Here is a 17,017-nt window from a genome sequence, read left to right on the forward strand (position 1 = left end):
TACGGGCTTGGAAAAACGGCCAAAGTCGAGGGTATTCCTCATGGCCTTTGCCGATGCAAACCGTATATTGACCCGAACGGCCTCGTGCTGACCGTGCAACATGTGGACACGACGGCAGTTGTCGGTGAGTATTCGCTTTCTGTGGGCGAGCCCTTGCCCCCGGGCGGTGGCAGTAGTTCGTCCGATCGCGTCTTCCTCGGCCGATGTGATTGCGGTATCCCTAATGACTTCGCCCCAGATGGACGTCGCTTGTCGGATATCATCCAGAATCGTCTGGCGGGCTACTTGGAACAGCCGGATAAGCATCTGCGTGAGACCGTCAGGCGCCTTGGCGTCGAGTTGTGGCAAGAAGGACTGCTGGATCAGCAAGGTGTGTCGGCGCTGGTCTCCTGCGCCGTCGACTATGCCCTTGGGCGTTGCAGCTTGATCAACTGATCGGCGATCGGCCTGCTCGGAGGGCGGCCTTGGTCGCCCTTCAGCCAGACTGTCTCACCATTAAGAAACTGCCCATCAGCTGCTTCCCGATGTGAGCACCACTCTAGGGCGATCATCGGGAAAGTAGAATTTAGGCAGCTACTAAGTGCTACAGGCGCTTGCCGGTATTCTTGCCCGCATCCTGATGCGTCAGGCTAGCCCTCGGCACTGGTGAACTGGCGTTGACAAAGCAGAACGCCCGGGAGACACAGTGGTTGCGACGCTGGGGATTAATCCCGTGCGCAATGAATGCGGGCGTCACTGCGTCTATCCACGCGTCTGTATAGCGCTTACAATGAGGGATTACCCAAAGCGACCGGGACGAGAACGCCGTGCGTACCCCCCTCAAACCCCAGGACGAACTCAAAGCCGCGCTCAAGGCCAGCCGCGGCTCGTTTCTGTATGCCGGCCTGTTCAGCATGTTCATCAACCTGCTGATGCTGGTGCCGGCGCTCTACATGCTCCAGGTCTACGACCGCGTGCTCGCCAGCAGCAGTGTCGAGACGCTGTTGATGCTGACGCTGCTGGTGGTCGGCCTCTACGCCATCATGGGCGCCCTCGAGATGGTGCGCTCGCGCATCCTGGTGCGCGTCAGCAGCCGGCTCGATATGCACATGAACGGGCGCCTGTTCGCGGCCATGTTCGAGTCCGGCGTGCGCCAGGGTCGGCGCACCGGCGCGCAGCCGATCAACGATCTGACCACGCTTCGCCAATTCCTTACCGGCCGTGGGCTGTTCGCCTTCTTCGATGTGCCCTGGGTGCCGGTCTACATGGCGGTGCTGTTCCTGCTGCATCCGCTCATCGGCTGGGTCGCCGTCGGTGGCGCGGTGATCCTGATCGGTCTCGCGATCGCCAACGAACTGAGCACCCAGCGCCCGCTCGGCGAAGCCAACCGCATGGCGGTGGCCAATTCCAACTTCATCGAGGGCAATCTGCGCAACGGCGAGGCCATCGAGGCCATGGGCATGCTTGGCAATGTGCATCGGCGCTGGCTGAGTCGCCACTCCGAAGTCTTGCAGCTGCAGAGCCAGGCCAGTGACCGCGCCGGCACCCTGACCAACGTCAGTAAGGCGCTGCGCATCATGCTGCAGTCGCTGATCCTCGGCGTCGGCGCCTTTCTGGCGATCCAGAACATCATCACCCCCGGTATGATGATCGCCGGCTCCATCCTCATGGGCCGCGCGCTCGCACCGCTGGATATGCTGATCGGCTCCTGGCGCGGCTTTCTCAGCGCGCGCAGCGCCTACGAGCGACTGCGCGCGCTGCTCAATGATGTCCCGGAGCGGACCTTCGGCATGAGTCTGCCGGCTCCCAGCGGGCGTGTCACGCTCGAAGAGGTGATCGCCGCCCCTCCGCAAGTGCGCGTGCCGGTGTTGCGGCGCATTAGCCTGGAGATCAACCCCGGCGAGAGCGTCGGTATCATCGGTCCGAGCGCGGCCGGCAAATCGACCCTGGCGCGCGTCATCCTCGGCGTGTGGCCGACCATGGGCGGCTATGTGCGTCTCGACGGCGCCGATATCTCGACCTGGAACCGCGAAGCGCTCGGCCCCTACATCGGCTATCTGCCGCAGGATGTCGAACTGGTCGAGGGCTCGGTGAACGAGAACATCGCCCGCTTCGGTCAGGTGGACCCGAATGCCGTGGTGAACGCCGCGCAGCGTGCCGGCGTACACGAGATGATCCTGCAGTTGCCCGAGGGCTACGACACCCAAATTGGCGCCGGTGGCATGGTGCTCTCGGCCGGCCAGCGTCAGCGCATCGGGCTCGCACGCGCGCTCTACGGTCAGCCGGTGCTGGTGGTGCTCGACGAGCCCAATTCGAACCTGGATGATCAGGGCGAAGCGGCCCTGGTCAGCGCGATCACGGCGCTGAAAAAGGCCGGCAGCACCCTGCTGCTGATCACCCATCGCCCCAATGTCCTGCACGCAATCGAGAAAGTGATGGTGATCAGCGAGGGCACGGTCAAGGCCTTCGGTGGGCGTGATGAGGTGCTCGCGCAGTTTGCGCGACCAAAGTCAGTGCCGCGCCAAGCGCCCTTGAATGCCCTGCGTGGCGGCGGCAGCGCGCCCCCAGCGGTCACCTCATCAGCAAAGATCCCCTCGGCCTGATCGCTCTGTAGTAGACGCGTCGCCCGCGCATCCTTCGTCATCCCCCCTTTGCAACGCCCTTCTTGGGAGAATGAGTCACCTTGGAGATCACCGTCCCTTCGACCCGCGTCACCGAGTCGCAAAAGCAAACCGTGCCCACCACCGATCGGGGCGCTCGCCTACTCGGCCTGCTCATCCTGCTGATCGGGCTTGGCGGCTTCCTGATCTGGGCCGCTCTTGCACCCATCAGTAGTGCCGCCGTGGCCCCAGGTGTGGTCACCGTGGAGGGTGCGCGCAAGACTGTGCAACATCTCGACGGCGGCATCGTCGCTGACATCCTGGTGCGCGAGGGCGATAAGGTCGATGCTGATCAATTGCTGGTCCGCCTCGACGATCGTGAGACGCGCGCGCAGCTCGAGATGGAGCGCGGCCAGCTCATTGCTCTGGCGGCCGAGGAGGCGCGCCTGGTCGCCGAGCGTGATGGGCTAGAGCAGCCCGAGTTCCCGGTTCGGCTCTTTGGCGGTATCGGGATGGATGATCCGCGTCTACTGATGGCTCAGGCCGGCCAAAAACGCGTGTTCGAGGCCCGGCGTGAGGCGCGCGAGGGTGAGATCAGCGTCCTCGAGCAGCGCATCGAGCAGCTGCAAGAGCGCATCGCTGGTGTCGAGGCCGTCCTTGAGGCCAACAAGCGCCGCGCCAAGCTGTATCAGGAAGAGATCGACGCCCTAACTAGCTTGTTCGATCGCCAGCTCGGCGATAAGAGCCGGCTGCGCGAGGCCGAACGTCAACAGGCCGAGCTGCTCGGCGAGCAGGCCGAGCGCCGTTCGACTATTGCCTCGACCCGCGTGCAGATTGTCGAGACTGAACTCGAAATCGCGCAGATCAAGCGCCGCTTCGTCAGCGAGGTGGTGGAGCAGTTGCGCAAGGTCGAGACCGAGCTCAGCGACCGCGAGGAGCGCCTGCGTGCTCTGTCTGCTCGGCTTGAGCGTACCGAAGTGCGCTCACCCGCGAGCGGTGCCGTGGTCGATCTGCAGACGCATACCATCGGCGGCGTCCTGCGCCCGGGCGACAAGGTGCTCGACCTGATCCCGACCGATGAGCCGCTGCTGATCGAGGCGCGCGTGTCGCCGACGGACATCGATCAGGTTTTTCCAGGCCTCGAGGCTGATATCCGCTTCACTGCCTTCAATGCCAGTACCACGCCGACCCTAATCGGACAGGTGCTGACCGTATCCGCCGATCGCATGACCGATCAGAAAACAGATCAGGATTATTTTCTCGCCCGCGTACAGGTGCCGCCGGAATCGCTCGAACAGCTTGAGGATAAGACGCTGCTGCCCGGCATGCCGGCCACGGTGATGATCAAGACCGGCGAGCGCACCTTCTTCGAGTACCTGATCCGCCCGATCAGCGACCGGATCAGCGTTGCTTTCCGCGAGGATTAGTGCAGCCGGTCACGATCGCTGGAATTGGCGGTTCCTGCTTGCGCGGCCTGTTAGACCCAGTAAGCGCCTTTGGTCATCACCTTAGAGACGGCGCGCATCGCCAGTTTGATGGGCCCCGGTAACTCGGCACCGCCGGCGACCTTGGCCACCTGTGCGTGGTGGGCTTCGTCGATCTTCATCTGATCTAGTACAGCTCGGGTGCGGTGATCATCCGCTGGCACCTGGGCGATATGCTCATCAAGATGGTCTTCGACTTGCCGCTCGGTCTCGACGACAAAGCCTAGGCTCCATTTGTCCCCTGCGATGCCGGCCGCGGTCCCCATTGCGAACGCGCCGGCATACCAAAGCGGATTGAGAACGCTCTTGCGGGCGCCAAGCTCTTGCATCCGTTCTTCGCACCAGGCCAGATGATCGTTCTCCTCCTGAGCAGAGCGCTCTAATCGCTCGCGAACAGCGTCATCGCGCGCGGTGAGCGCTTGCCCCTGATAAAGCGCCTGTGCACAGACCTCACCCGTATGGTTCACCCGCATCAAGCGCCCGATATGCCGACGCTCTTGCTCGGTGAGATCCACCTCCGGTAGGCGCTTGCCGGGATGATCGCGCTCGGTCACCGCGGGGCGGCCGAACAAGGTGCGCAGCGTTTGATCCATGCCGATCAGGGCGCGATCGATTGGGCTATAGTCTCTTCTGTTCATAGGCTATCTTTGCTGTTTGTGGCTGAATGGAGAGTTGTCGCTCGATGAGCTGGATTGGATGCAGCACTTGGGTTGCGAGGCCGGCATGACGGATACGTGCCGCTAGGTGCAATGCGCATCCGGTGTTGGTGGTCACCAGATAGTCAGGCCGCATTCGCTCGAGTGCGTCAATCTTCGGTGCGGCCAACGCCAGTGCAATCTCCGGATGTTCAGTGAGATAGGTGCCCGCAGCTCCACAGCAAGTCTCGTTTCCAGGCAACGGGGTCAGGGAAAGCTCAGGGATGCGTTGCAACAGCTGATACACAGCAGCCTGATCGCCTAACTGATTGCGGTGCGAGCAGGGCTCGTGCACCGCAACCTTGACGGGCAAGGGGTTGAGCCGGGCTTCAACGGGCCAGGGTTGATCGAGCAGAAAACGGCAGATCTCGATGGCGTTTAGGTGGCCAGCGGCTTGGCCATGCTCTCGCAGTTCAGCGACACAGGCGCTTGCGAGTCCAATCACCGGGCGCTTGGCGAAGACTTGCGCATTGAGGGCGAGTTGTTGATCAGCCTCGGCAGGATAACCGTTGTGCCGATGCATGGCGCCGCAGCAGACCTGTTCGTTCGGCACTCGGGGTGGGTAGCCGAGGCGGGTCAGGAGCCGTAGTGCCGCAGCCTCTAAGGGTTGATCCGTGAGCTGAGCGACACAGCCGCGGAAGAGGGCGACTTCACCTGCGGATGAAGGAAGGCGCCTGCGCGGCCATCGTAGTGACTTTGCCAACGGGTCGAGCACCTGAATGGCTGGCCAGCGCTTTGAGAGGCGATCGATCAGCCTTGGTGGCAATCGCAGCCAACGATAGAGGATGCCAACGCCGGCAACCAGCCGTAGTCCGGCGGGTCTTGTCAGCAGCGCCAGACGCAGCCGACGCAGCCCAGGTTGCCCTGCGGAGCGGTGTTGCGCGCGCACTGCGCGAGCACCATCCATCAGCGCGCCATAGCGCACCAGCGACGGACAGGCGGGCTCGCAGGCGCGGCATTCGAGACATTGATCAAGGTGCCGTTGGACGCGAGGGCCATCGCTGATGGCCCCGGTCAGTAAACCTTGGATCAGCGCGATGCGGCCGCGCGGTGATTCACCCTCATCCTGCGCGAGCTTGAAGGTCGGGCAATGGGGCAGGCAATATCCACACTTGACGCACTGGTCAGCGAGCCGCAGAAGCTGTTCGATCTCGCACTCGTCAGCACCCTTCGGCCATGAGGGTACCCCTGAAGGGCCGGCATCACTCATGGCCGGAGAGCGTTTCTGTACAGTGCATGTTGTGGCGATTTCCGTGCCGGAGCCGCAGGCTCTAGAATCGGCACGCGCGTCGCGAGTGCTTTCCTTTGAGCGGATTGGAGCCTTTGATTGTGTCCTATTACAAACATCATCTGTTCATGTGCATCAATGAGCGCGCCGATGGCAGCCAGTGCTGCGCACAGTGTAACGCTCAGGAGTCGCGTGACTTCTTGAAGAAACGCAGCAAGCAGCTGGGGATCGCGGGTCCCGGGGGGGTCCGCATCAACACGGCTGGCTGCCTAGATCGCTGCGAGGAGGGGCCGGTCGCCGTCTTGTACCCGGAAGGCGTCTGGTATACCTACGTTGACAAGGAGGATCTCGAGGAAATCCTGCAGTCACACTTGATGAAGGGAAAGCCGGTGGAGCGGTTGCGTCTGCCAGACCCGGCCTAGGCAGAGGGCAGCCAGATGCTGAGCAGCAGCGCTAGCCGGTTGTGGTCAGTGGCAATGAGGCCAAATGGTGCTGCGGACCATCCCTGGTCGATGCTGGTGACCTGCGGCGCGCTGGGCAGCAGCTAGACATCAGCGTGCGGATTGCTCGCGAACGGCCTGAATGTCCCAAGCCTTCAGCAAATCGGCGACGATTTCGGCCGACTCGAGGTTCTCGCCAACGACCTGCATCATGATCCTTCCATCGAGCATCAGCGTCGCTTCCGCCCGCGATCGGTCTTGCTCCCACTTCAGCATTCCGGTTTCGCGGCCAATACGCAAGCGCTCAACATTCGGTTGCGCGGCGAGGAGCGCCGGATTATTGAACAGCGTCGCCATCCCCTGGATCATCGGATTGTCCATGGTCAGTGTCGCGGTCATGCTGCTGTTGCCAGCCTCTTGCGTATATTGACGCTCCAGAATCGTTCCCATTGCGCCACCAAAAAGGGCAACGGCGCCACTCTCTGAGGAGGTTTCCGCCGCTCCAGCCGACCAACCGGCTGGCGCATCTGGAAAGGTGGCAGCAAGCCCCTGCGACATGCGCTTGCGAATGTCCTCGATCGCGAACTCCAGCTCCGTAATGGCAGCGCCGTAGTCCTGGTTCTGGTAAAGCTCAACGCCCTGATTGATCTGATCGACAACCGGGTCCGCGAGGGCGGGCACGGAAACTGCCGAGGAAACTGCTGCAGTGGCGATGACTGTGCTCGCCATCATCAGACGAGGGGAGATGGGTGTCAGCATCTGCATAAAACTTGCTCCGGTTTGCACGAGGGTGGCGGCGCCAAGGGTGACTGATGCAGAGCGCCAATCAGGGCTGTAGCCATGCTACAACCGTTGGCGATTCGAAATCTACTCGTACCCCAGGTTGCTTGAAGGCCAGATTAGTTCTAGTCGAACTTGCAGGAGCAGGAGCAGGTGCAGCTCAGGCGGAGCTATAGCCATTAGCTCTGATTGCCAGACTCAGATATAACGCTAGCTTTCAGTTGGCGTGAATCAGGTGTCTGGATATCAGGTGCTATGGCTATACAGCCTGCCTGGCAGTGAGATACCTAGTTGCAACAAGCCTCGCTCGGCTTGGCCCGCCCAATCCCGATTCGCGGCTGGGCTCGCGGGGCTTGGATGTAGGATGCGACCGATCTGAAGATCGCGTTCCGCCAACGCAGCGCGCGCGCGATCCTCGGCGAAACGACCGATTCCGATGACATGCACGGGCTCGAGCAGATCGACTGTCGACCGCAGCGCCCGGTCGCAGGCCGCAAACAAGGGGGCTTGCTCATCAGCAGGTAAGGCATCAGGGGTCAGATTGCGCCCGGTCTCGGTCATGAACACCAGCGGGCAATAGTTGACAACGAAGCATTGTGCAAAGAAGCGCTCTGGGGAGCCGAAACGCGCCCGCGCCCAGCCCCAAAGACGCTGACCGCTGACCTCGCGGCGCGGACATTGAAAGCCAAGGATTGGCCGTTTTGGATGCTCGACTGGTGGCCGTCCGACCGGGGTCTCGATGCCTAACCAATTGCGCACCATCTCGACATCACCAAAAGGCACCCCAGTCTGTGCCATGCCAAACGGGCCTGGGTTCATCCCCAGCAGCATGACCGAGCGGCAACCTTGACCATAGCGTTCAAGATAAGCCGAATGCGCTTCCCAGGCATAGACCAGGGGGTGATAAACCAGCGCGACAGGGGTAGCAAACGTCAGCGCAGAGACCTCAGCAGCAAGGATTTGCGCAGTATCTTGCAGCTTCATGCGATCGCTCCTCGTAGGAGGGTGTAACCTGCCTCCTGCTACTTATTCAAAATCAATCGCTTAGCGAAGTTAAAAATCAGAGTCTTAGGTGGCGGGCGAGAAATTATTTCCAGCTTTTCAGAAGTTTAAGTGCGCGCTCGGCAGGTTACACCCCTTCTAGGATAACCCCATAAGGTAACCCCAGGCGCCCTATCCCAACCAGACCGAGCGCGGAATGCTAAGATTATGGCCATGAGCAGCCGCAGCTTAGCGGCCTTTGAGACAGTTGTTGTAGATTCACAACCAGGCGCTAAGCTAGTGTTCAAGCTGCACTACTATGGTATAGTTCACGCATAACTGCGGTTTTTTCGCTTTTCCTGTTTCATTTTACCGACAACGCGCTATCATTGTTTCACGGCAGCAGTTGATGCGTCGACGCAAGATCATCGCAATCTGCTGAAATTTCCAAGGCCGTTCACGAGTCTGCACCTCTAACTTTCGATAGGAGCCACTGATGTTCATGACCACAAAATCGTTCCGCGCTGCGGCACTCGCCTGCACTGCAGCTGCCGCACTCTTGATGAGCAGCGGCGTTGTTGCGCAGGGTCTCGAAGAGTCGTACTGGTATGCTGCCGGCGACCGCAACGCCCCCGAGGGCCAGCTCTGGGCCACCAGCTATGGCGAGTGCTGGCAGAGTGCTTATCCAGACGGTCCGACCAATCTGCCACCTTGCGAGCGCGAAATCGTCGTTCCCGAGAGTATCACCGTTCAGCTGTTGTTCGAGTTCGATCGTTACGAGGTTCCTGAGACCGTTGTGAATCGCCAGGTACTGGCCGAGATCGACGACTACATCACCAAAATTCAGGGCACTCCGGTCGAAGAGTACGTGACCATCGTCGGTCACACCGATGCCAAGGGCTCCGACGCCTACAACATGGCGCTTGGTATGCGCCGCGCCGATGCCGTGCGTAACTACTTCATCGCTGAAGGTTATCCCGCGCGACTGCTGGCCCCCGCAGAAAGCCTCGGCAAGCGCGATCTGCTGCCTCAGTACAGCCCGTTCGCACTCGAGCAGCGCCGTGTCGTGATCAACAAGATCGACCAGTAAGCGATTGCACAGAGCAGGAGACGTTCTCTCACTCAAACGGTCGCCGGAGCGTCCCTGCTGACTCCGCCCTAGGTGGAGACGAGATCAACCGGCTAGCACCTCGCTAGCCGGTTTATTGTTAGCAATACCGATTGAGCCCCCGTGAAGGACTTTGCCACTGCAATCATCGCCCCCTTTGCCCTCTGCATCGCGCTGATCTTTGCGAGCTCAACCTACGCAGGGTTCTCAAGCGGGACAGCCGGGGAGTCGCTACCTGCTCAAACCTCTCAATCCTCTAGTTTTTGGGGGCCTGAGCCCCAGTTTGGGGATTGCTGGGAAGATCCAACTAGCACGCGTCTCCCTGAGTGTGGTGCTGCGCGGGTACCCGAGCAGTTGACGGTCAAACTCCTGTTCGAGTTTGATGAATACGTGGTTCCAGATACCGTGGTGAACCGGTGGGTACTGCCTACGATCGACAGCTACATCGACAAGGTGATGCGCTCGCCCGCTCAAGAGTACGTGACCATCGTTGGCCATACCGATGCTAAAGGCTCAGACGCTTACAACATGGCCCTTGGCATGCGACGCGCCGATGCCGTGCGCGACTACTTCATCGCGCAAGGCTACCCAGCGTCACTGCTCGCTCCTGCCCAGAGTCGCGGGAAGCGGGACCTGCTGCCTCAATACAGTCCATTTTCGGTCGAGCAGCGCCGCGTTGTGATCACGAAGGTCGATCGCTAGAGCGCTGACGGGTTACAGCCAAGCCGCAAGCAGTTGCTCCTGACAGACAGCGACAGGAGTGGGTCATCAAAGACTCTAGCGGGCGGCTTTCCTTGGCTGTACTCGCCAATGCGGATCACCTCATCTCCGCTCGAAGCTAGCGCTCATTTGGCATGAAGTAGTGGCCTGCGTTGAACAGGGACGTAACTAAGGTCCTGGCAGCGGGATGAAGTAGCCACTCGCCGGCCTCTGCGAACTCCAGCTTGCGATGGCTCGACAACTGCGCTAGCAACGGCAACAGCTCTGCGGCCACGGGGTGTTGCTGACCATTGGCGAATAGCGAGGCTTGATCAATCTCAGCCGTTGGTGCGGTGAAGAGCAAGCGCGAGCGACCATCGCGCTCGAAATACCGGGCAGTCTCTAGGGCAGAGATCACCTCCGCCTCCGGCCATGGCGGCTCACGAGGCGCTAATGCCAAATTGAGCTTTGGCTCTGTCATCCAGGTGCCAAGCCAGGCGGCAAAGTCACCGGCACCAGCCGCTTCAATGCCGGACTCGATCGCCGCCCGCATGCTCAACAGGGTCTCTTGATCCAGCTCGGCGGGATCTGATGGTGGTGTGGACCGCTGATCTTGCCAACGCCCTGGCGGCGTGAAGCGCTCTGCAATCTGGGCCAGCCAATCATCGGCCAGCTCGCGCCAGGCCGGGGCGCGGAACCCTACTGACCAGGTCTGACAGGCGCCTTCGGCAACCCCCCAATGGGGAACACCAGGCGGTAGGTAGAGGATGTCGCCTGGCTCGAGCAGCCACTCCTGATCAGCCCGAAATTGCTTTAGAATCCGTATCTCGAGGTCAGGGATCAGCTCCAACGGCATGGCGGCATCGGTCGCGATACGCCAGCGCCGCTGGCCTTCAGCCTGGAGTAAGAAGACATCATAATCGTCGACATGCGGGCCGACCGAGCCCTGATCCTCGGCATAGCTGACCATGAGGTCGTCGATGCGCCAGCGTGGCAGGAAATCGAAGCGCTCGAGCAAGGCGCCGATCTCGGGGATGTGCTTGTCGACGTCTTGGACCAATAGCGTCCAGTGACTGGGTGGCAAGGCGGCAAAGCACTCGGCGTCGAATGGCCCCTGCTGAACCTGCCAGGGGCGCTGTTCCGCTCGCTCCAGGATGATCCGTGACTCAACATCCGGCTCGCAGGCCAGTCCCGCCAGCTCATCGCCAGGCAGCGGGTTCTCAAACCCAGGCAAGGCTTGGCGCATCAGCAGCGGTTGGCGCTGCCAGTAACGCATCAGGAACGTTTCTGCATCCAGGCCGTCGGGAAACCGAAGCTCGGGAAACTCAGGAGGTCTGTTCATTGACTGCTGGGCATCTCGGTCGCGGAGGGTCTGTTCGACCTAGAGGCTGGGCGTTGAGGAATGGCACACTCGGGACTCAGCACCGGTTCGACGTGCCGGGAGCGACTAGCCAGCAGGCCACCAGCAGCAATTAATAGCGTTCCCAGCACGAGGGTGAGGGTCATCGGCTCGCCCCAGAACAGCCAACCATAGCCGGCACCGAACACCACCGAGAAATAGCCAAAGGCACCCATGCGTGAGGCCGGAGCCAAGGAGAGTCCACGGGTCAGCGCCAACTGGCCCAGGGTCGCGGCAATGCCGATGCCGAGCAGCCAGAGCAAGGCGATCGGGGTCGGCGTCTGCCAGCCCCAGAATAGCGGTAGCGTCGAGATCGAGCCAGCAATCAGTGCGAAGTAGAAGACGATACGCCCGGTTGGCTCGCTGCGCGAGAGGCGGCGGACCGTCACCTTGGCCACTGCCGCCAACACGCCACCCAGCAGTCCAATCAAGGCCACCGGCGAAACCCCCGCCCAGTGTTGGCTCGGGTCGGGCTCCAAGATCAGGATCACGCCGGCAAAGCCGATCCCAAGCGCTACCCAGAGCAGGCCGCTAACCCGCTCGTGCAGCCAGGCGATGGCGATCAAAGGGATGAAGATCGGCGCGGTGAGCTTGAGCAGCATGGCCTCGGCCAACGGCAGCTCAGCGATCGCATAGAAGAAGCAGTACATGGCGGCGACACCCGCCGCCGCGCGCAGTAGATGCAGGCCAGGCACCTTGGTTTTTACATCACCGATACCGTGACGCAGCAACCAGGGCGCGACGAGCATTAGGCCGATGAGATTGCGGCCGAACACGACCATCACATTTGGCAATTCGGAGGAGACGATGCGAATGCCGACACCCATCGACGCAAAGCATAACTCGCCGAGCACGATGAAGGCCGCGCCAAGCAGCAGCTGCTGTGGTCGGTCATCAAACAACAGTGTTCCAGGGCGTCTTCACCGCTGCAGATCAGATCGCCTTCGCTTGTTCCGCGGCGTTGCCGATATAGTCTGCTGGAGTCAGCGCCCGTAGCTCGGCCTTGGCCGCATCCGGGATACGGAGCGTCTCGACGAAGGTTGCCAGCGCATCAGGGCCGATGCGCTGCCCGCGCGTCAACGTCTTGAGCTTTTCATAGGGCTGCTCGACCCCATAGCGGCGCATTACCGTCTGAATCGGCTCCGCGAGCACCTCCCAGTTAGCGTCCAGATCTGCTGCCAGCCGTTCGCCATCGGCTTCGAGCTTGCCGACGCCTTTGAGGGCTGAATCCAACGCGATCAACGTATGCGCAATCGCCACGCCAAGATTGCGCAGCACGGTCGAATCGGTCAGATCGCGCTGCCAACGCGAGATCGGCAGCTTCGCCGAGAGATGATCGAAGAGCGCATTGGCAATGCCCAGATTGCCCTCGGCGTTTTCAAAATCGATCGGGTTGACCTTGTGCGGCATGGTCGAGGAGCCGACCTCGCCTTCCACCGTGCGCTGTTTGAAGTAGCCGAGCGAGATATAGCCCCAGAGGTCACGACAGGCGTCGATCAGCACGGTATTGAAGCGACCGATGGCATCGAACAGCTCGGCCATGCCGTCATGCGGCTCGATCTGGATCGTATAAGGATTCCAGGTCAGGCCGAGGGATTCGACGAACTGGCGCGCGAAATCCGGCCAATTCAGCTCCGGATAGGCGACTAGATGCGCATTGTAGTTGCCGACCGCGCCATTGATCTTGCCGGGCAGCGCGACGGCGGCCACGGCTTGGCGTTGCCGCCGCAGCCGATGCACGATGTTCGCCAACTCCTTGCCGAGCGTGGTCGGCGAGGCCGGTTGACCATGAGTGCGCGAGAGCATCGGCAGTTCGGCATGGCAATGCGCCAGGGTGCGCAGCGCCTCGATCAGCGCATCCATGCGCGGCAGCAGCACATGGTCGCGCCCGTCCTTGAGCATCAGCCCGTGCGCCAGATTGTTGATGTCCTCCGAGGTACAGGCGAAGTGGATGAACTCCGAGATCGCCGCCAGCTCGGCCTGATCGGCGATACGCTCCTTCAGAAAATACTCGACCGCCTTGACATCATGATTGGTGGTGCGCTCGATGGCCTTAATGCGCGCCGCGTCCTCGACCGAGAACTCGCCGCCGATCGCATCGAGCCACTGCTGGGCGTCGTTCGAGAGCGCCGGCACCTCGGCGATCTCGGGGCAGTCGGCGAGCGCCTTCAGCCAGGCGATCTCGACCACGACCCGATGCCGGATCAGCCCAAATTCGCTGAAGATCGAGCGTAGATCAGCGGTCTTGGTGCCATAGCGGCCGTCGATCGGTGAAATGGCCGTCAGAGAAGATAAATCCATCAAACAGTTGCTCATCATTCGGGGGTGAAAACGGCCCTTGGCCAAGTCGAGCTGACGCATTCGCAAAGGGTCAAAATCTCAACGCGCAGCAGCTCAACCCGACTTGACAGAGAAGGCTGGTCGACCGGGCTAGGCGACATCTTGCAACTGATTCACAAGATCCCGTCCAGCTGTGGCCGGGGGAAGCGCCTTACCGTCTTCGCGATAGAGCTGCAGGATGTCGTCCACGACATGACATAGCTCCTCAAACACGGCCAGCTCGTCATCGCCATGACAGCCGCCCAGCATGAGGCCTGGGCAGCTACCGACATAGCACTGATCCTCCTCCGACCATTCCACAACCTTGGCGTATTGATCACTGTCTTTCATAGCGCGACTCCGCAATGGCCTTCTCAACCGCCCGCACCAGGTATCGCCTGGCATCCTCTCCGGGCTTTCCTGATAGGGTGATCGGCTTGATCACATTCGGGTGGACGAAATTGCGATGACTCCCCTTGCCACCCCGATCAACAAAGCCTGCCTGCTCTAGCCTTGCAATCAGCTCTCGAACCTTTGGCGGCATCGTTAGCCAGACAAGGTCGCTCAGGCCGCCGCTGCCAAGCGCCGCAGGACATAGTGCAGGATGCCGTCGTTGCGGTAGTAATCGGCCTCGTTCGGGGTGTCGATGCGAACCTTGGCTTGGAAGCGGACCTCGCTGCCATCGGCACGGGTCGCGGTGACCTCGACCTGCTTGGCGTTGCCATCGTCCAAATCACCGATGCTGAACAGTTCGGTGCCGGTCAGGCCAAGTGACTCAGCACTCTCGCCGGGCTGGAATTGCAGCGGCAGGATGCCCATGCAGACCAGGTTTGTGCGATGGATGCGCTCATAGCTCTCGGCGATCACCGCGCGCACGCCAAGCAGCCGCGGCCCCTTCGCGGCCCAATCGCGCGAGGAGCCGGAGCCATACTCCTTGCCGGCGATCACGATCACCGGCACGCCCTCGGTCTGATAGCGCATCGCTGCATCGTAGATCGACTCCTGATCCCCCGACGGCTGATGCAGGGTCACCCCACCCTCGGTCCCCGGCGCCATCCGGTTGCGCAGCCGGATGTTGGCGAAGGTGCCGCGCATCATCACCTGATGATTACCACGACGCGAGCCGTAGGAGTTGAAGTCCCCCGGCGCCACGCCCTGCTCGATCAGGTAGCGCCCGGCGGGACTGTCGGCCTTGATGCTGCCGGCTGGCGAGATGTGATCGGTCGTCACCGAGTCGCCGAGCACCGCCAGACAGCGCGCGTCGCGGATCGGCTGCACCGGCTCCGGCTCCATCTGGATACCTTGGAAGTAAGGCGGCTCCTGGATGTAGGTCGAACTCGGGTCCCAATCGAAGACCTGGCCGGCCGGTGCGTCCAACTTCTGCCAATGGGCATCGCCCGCGAAGACATCGGCATAGGTCGAGCGGAAATCATCCTGGCCGAGGAAGCTGGAAACGGTATCCGCCACTTCCGCCTGGGTCGGCCAGAGGTCGCGCATGAACACCGGATTGCCCTCGGCATCGTCGGCGATCGGATCGTTATAGGGATCAAAGCCCATCCGACCAGCGAGCGCATAGACCACCACCAGCGGCGGCGAGGCCAAATAATTCATCCGCACCTCCGGATGCACCCGACCCTCAAAGTTGCGGTTACCGGAGAGCACTGAGGCCACAGTCAGATCGCCGTCGCTGATCGCCTGCGAGACCTCCGGGCGCAATGGGCCCGAGTTGCCGATACAGGTGGTGCAGCCGTAACCGACAACATGAAAGCCGAGCTGCTTGAGCGGTTCCATCAGCCCAGCGGCTTCCAGGTAGCGCGTTACCACCATCGAGCCCGGCCCGAGCGAGGTCTTGACCCAGGCAGGCACCTTGAGACCGCGCTCAACCGCCTTCTTCGCCACCAGTCCGGCGCCGAGCATCACGGTGGGGTTGGACGTATTGGTGCAGGAGGTGATCGCCGCGATCACCACCGCGCCGTCGCCGATCGCCACCGGCTCGCCGTCGATCGTGGTGCTCACGGCAGGGCGATCATCGACGCCACGCTCGGCATTCTGCGTCTTCAGCGCGCCGGCGAAGCTGGCCTTGATTTCGGTCAGCGGAACCCGATCCTGCGGCCGCTTGGGGCCGGCGAGGCTGGGCACGATGCTGCCGATATCCAGCTCTAGGGTGTCGCTGAACTCGGCCTCGAAGGTCCCATCGGCGTCGAACATACCCTGAGCCTTGGCATAGGCCTCGACCAGCGCGACCTGCTCATCGGAGCGACCGGTCAGGCGCAAGAAATCAAGCGTCTCATCATCGATCGGGAACAGGCCGCAGGTGGCGCCGTACTCGGGCGCCATGTTGGCGATGGTGGTGCGATCGCCCATCGGCAGGCTCTTGACCGCCGGGCCATAGAATTCGACCAGCTTGCCGACGACGCCATGCTGGCGCAGTTGCTCGACGATGGTCAGCACCAGATCGGTGGCGGTGGCGCCTTCCGGCAATCGCCCGCTCAGCTTCACGCCCACCACCTGCGGGATCAGCATCGACACCGGCTGACCCAGCATCGAGGCCTCGGCCTCGATGCCGCCGACGCCCCAACCGAGCACGCCAACCCCATTGATCATGGTGGTGTGCGAATCGGTACCGACCAGGGTATCGGGATAGGCCTGGAGCACGCCATTGACCTCGCGGCCAAAGACGACACGCGCCAGATATTCGACATTGACCTGATGCACGATGCCGGTATCCGGCGGTACGACTTTGAAATCATCGAACGCCTGCTGACCCCACTTGAGGAAGCGATAGCGCTCGCGGTTACGCGAGAACTCGAGCTGCGCATTGAGCCCGAGCGCGCTGTCGGAGCCATAGTTATCGACCTGTACCGAGTGGTCGATGACCAGCTCGGCCGGTTGCAGCGGGTTGATCTTGTTCGGGTCACCGCCGAGCGCGCTCATCGCATCGCGCATCGCCGCCAGGTCGACCACCGCTGGCACGCCGGTAAAGTCCTGCATCAGCACCCGCGCTGGGCGGTACTGGATCTCCCGGTCCGGCTCCGCCTGCGCGTCCCAGTTGGCCAGGGCCTCAATATCGGCGCGCTTGACGGTGACGCCATCCTCATAGCGCAGCAGGTTCTCGAGCAGGATCTTGAGCGAGAACGGCAGCCGCGCGCTGTTCGGCACCGCGTCAACGCGGAAGATCTCGTAGGCTTTGCCAGCGGCGTCGAGGCGGGCCTTGGACTTGAAGCTGTCGTGCATGGAGGACTCCGGAGATTGGGCTTACTGCTGCATGAAGACGATTCTAGCGAGGTGCTTGCGGAATGACACCT

16 protein-coding genes are annotated in these 17,017 nt (G+C 61.7%); 6 read left to right on the top strand and 10 right to left on the bottom strand.

Annotation, left to right across the window (positions count from 1 at the left end; genetic code table 11):
- Window positions 1–84 precede the first annotated feature (84 nt).
- From VBE63_RS06640 to VBE63_RS06650, 3 genes are all read left to right on the top strand, one after another.
- A complete protein-coding gene (locus VBE63_RS06640; RefSeq protein ID WP_323682221.1) occupies window positions 85–435 on the top strand; it encodes a hypothetical protein in 351 nt (116 codons plus the stop codon).
- Between the two features lie 371 nt (window positions 436–806).
- Window positions 807–2,582, top strand: coding sequence for a type I secretion system permease/ATPase (locus VBE63_RS06645; RefSeq protein WP_323682222.1), 1,776 nt, complete (start codon window positions 807–809; stop codon window positions 2,580–2,582).
- A gap of 80 nt (window positions 2,583–2,662) precedes the next feature.
- On the top strand, window positions 2,663–4,006 hold the full coding sequence (locus VBE63_RS06650; protein ID WP_323682223.1) for an HlyD family type I secretion periplasmic adaptor subunit: 1,344 nt from the start codon (window positions 2,663–2,665) through the stop codon (window positions 4,004–4,006).
- Between the two features lie 50 nt (window positions 4,007–4,056).
- Here the strand turns inward: VBE63_RS06650 and coq7 are convergent, their stop codons facing one another.
- Together coq7 and VBE63_RS06660 are read right to left on the bottom strand one after the other, a co-directional pair.
- Window positions 4,057–4,701: a 2-polyprenyl-3-methyl-6-methoxy-1,4-benzoquinone monooxygenase gene (gene coq7 / locus VBE63_RS06655; RefSeq protein WP_323682224.1), complete on the bottom strand. Its 645-nt coding sequence runs from the start codon at window positions 4,699–4,701 to the stop codon at window positions 4,057–4,059.
- Window positions 4,682–5,968, bottom strand: coding sequence for a (Fe-S)-binding protein (locus tag VBE63_RS06660; protein ID WP_323682225.1), 1,287 nt, complete (start codon window positions 5,966–5,968; stop codon window positions 4,682–4,684). The genes coq7 and VBE63_RS06660 overlap by 20 nt, the downstream gene beginning before the upstream one ends.
- Before the next feature lie 119 nt (window positions 5,969–6,087).
- On the opposite strand from VBE63_RS06660, the gene VBE63_RS06665 reads away from it, so the two are divergent.
- The gene (locus tag VBE63_RS06665; protein WP_323682226.1) at window positions 6,088–6,408 is read left to right on the top strand and encodes a (2Fe-2S) ferredoxin domain-containing protein; all 321 of its coding nucleotides are present in this window, start codon (window positions 6,088–6,090) and stop codon (window positions 6,406–6,408) included.
- Window positions 6,409–6,537: 129 nt separating this feature from the next.
- Here the strand turns inward: VBE63_RS06665 and VBE63_RS06670 are convergent, their stop codons facing one another.
- Both VBE63_RS06670 and VBE63_RS06675 read right to left on the bottom strand, forming a co-directional pair.
- A complete protein-coding gene (locus VBE63_RS06670; RefSeq protein WP_323682227.1) occupies window positions 6,538–7,191 on the bottom strand; it encodes a hypothetical protein in 654 nt (217 codons plus the stop codon).
- A 261-nt stretch (window positions 7,192–7,452) separates the two neighbouring features.
- Window positions 7,453–8,190, bottom strand: a complete 738-nt coding sequence (locus VBE63_RS06675; protein ID WP_323682228.1) for a uracil-DNA glycosylase family protein — start codon at window positions 8,188–8,190, stop codon at window positions 7,453–7,455.
- 499 nt (window positions 8,191–8,689) lie between these two features.
- Here VBE63_RS06675 and VBE63_RS06680 point away from each other — a divergent pair, with 499 nt between their 5' ends.
- Both VBE63_RS06680 and VBE63_RS06685 read left to right on the top strand, forming a co-directional pair.
- A complete protein-coding gene (locus VBE63_RS06680) occupies window positions 8,690–9,277 on the top strand; it encodes an OmpA family protein (RefSeq protein ID WP_323682229.1) in 588 nt (195 codons plus the stop codon).
- Window positions 9,278–9,649: 372 nt separating this feature from the next.
- The gene (locus VBE63_RS06685) at window positions 9,650–9,997 is read left to right on the top strand and encodes an OmpA family protein (protein ID WP_323682230.1); all 348 of its coding nucleotides are present in this window, start codon (window positions 9,650–9,652) and stop codon (window positions 9,995–9,997) included.
- A gap of 136 nt (window positions 9,998–10,133) precedes the next feature.
- On the opposite strand, the gene VBE63_RS06690 is transcribed toward VBE63_RS06685, so the two are convergent.
- The 6 genes from VBE63_RS06690 to acnA form a co-directional block, all read right to left on the bottom strand.
- Window positions 10,134–11,336 (bottom strand): cupin domain-containing protein, encoded by a 1,203-nt coding sequence (locus VBE63_RS06690; protein ID WP_323682231.1) that lies wholly within the window; start codon window positions 11,334–11,336, stop codon window positions 10,134–10,136.
- Window positions 11,333–12,295, bottom strand: coding sequence for a DMT family transporter (locus tag VBE63_RS06695; protein WP_323682232.1), 963 nt, complete (start codon window positions 12,293–12,295; stop codon window positions 11,333–11,335). The genes VBE63_RS06690 and VBE63_RS06695 overlap by 4 nt, the downstream gene beginning before the upstream one ends.
- A 31-nt stretch (window positions 12,296–12,326) precedes the next feature.
- Window positions 12,327–13,694 carry an adenylosuccinate lyase gene (purB, locus tag VBE63_RS06700; RefSeq protein ID WP_323682233.1) on the bottom strand — a complete coding sequence of 456 codons (1,368 nt, stop codon included), beginning with the start codon at window positions 13,692–13,694 and terminating at the stop codon, window positions 12,327–12,329.
- A 129-nt stretch (window positions 13,695–13,823) separates the two neighbouring features.
- A complete protein-coding gene (locus VBE63_RS06705; protein WP_323682234.1) occupies window positions 13,824–14,063 on the bottom strand; it encodes a hypothetical protein in 240 nt (79 codons plus the stop codon).
- A complete protein-coding gene (locus VBE63_RS06710) occupies window positions 14,050–14,256 on the bottom strand; it encodes a type II toxin-antitoxin system HicA family toxin (RefSeq protein WP_323682235.1) in 207 nt (68 codons plus the stop codon). Before VBE63_RS06710 ends, VBE63_RS06705 begins: the two co-directional genes overlap by 14 nt.
- Before the next feature lie 20 nt (window positions 14,257–14,276).
- Window positions 14,277–16,946 (bottom strand): aconitate hydratase AcnA, encoded by a 2,670-nt coding sequence (gene acnA / locus VBE63_RS06715; protein ID WP_323682236.1) that lies wholly within the window; start codon window positions 16,944–16,946, stop codon window positions 14,277–14,279.
- Window positions 16,947–17,017: the final 71 nt, after the last annotated feature.

Source organism: Lamprobacter sp. (assembly GCF_034860625.1).
GTDB lineage: Bacteria > Pseudomonadota > Gammaproteobacteria > Chromatiales > Chromatiaceae > Lamprobacter.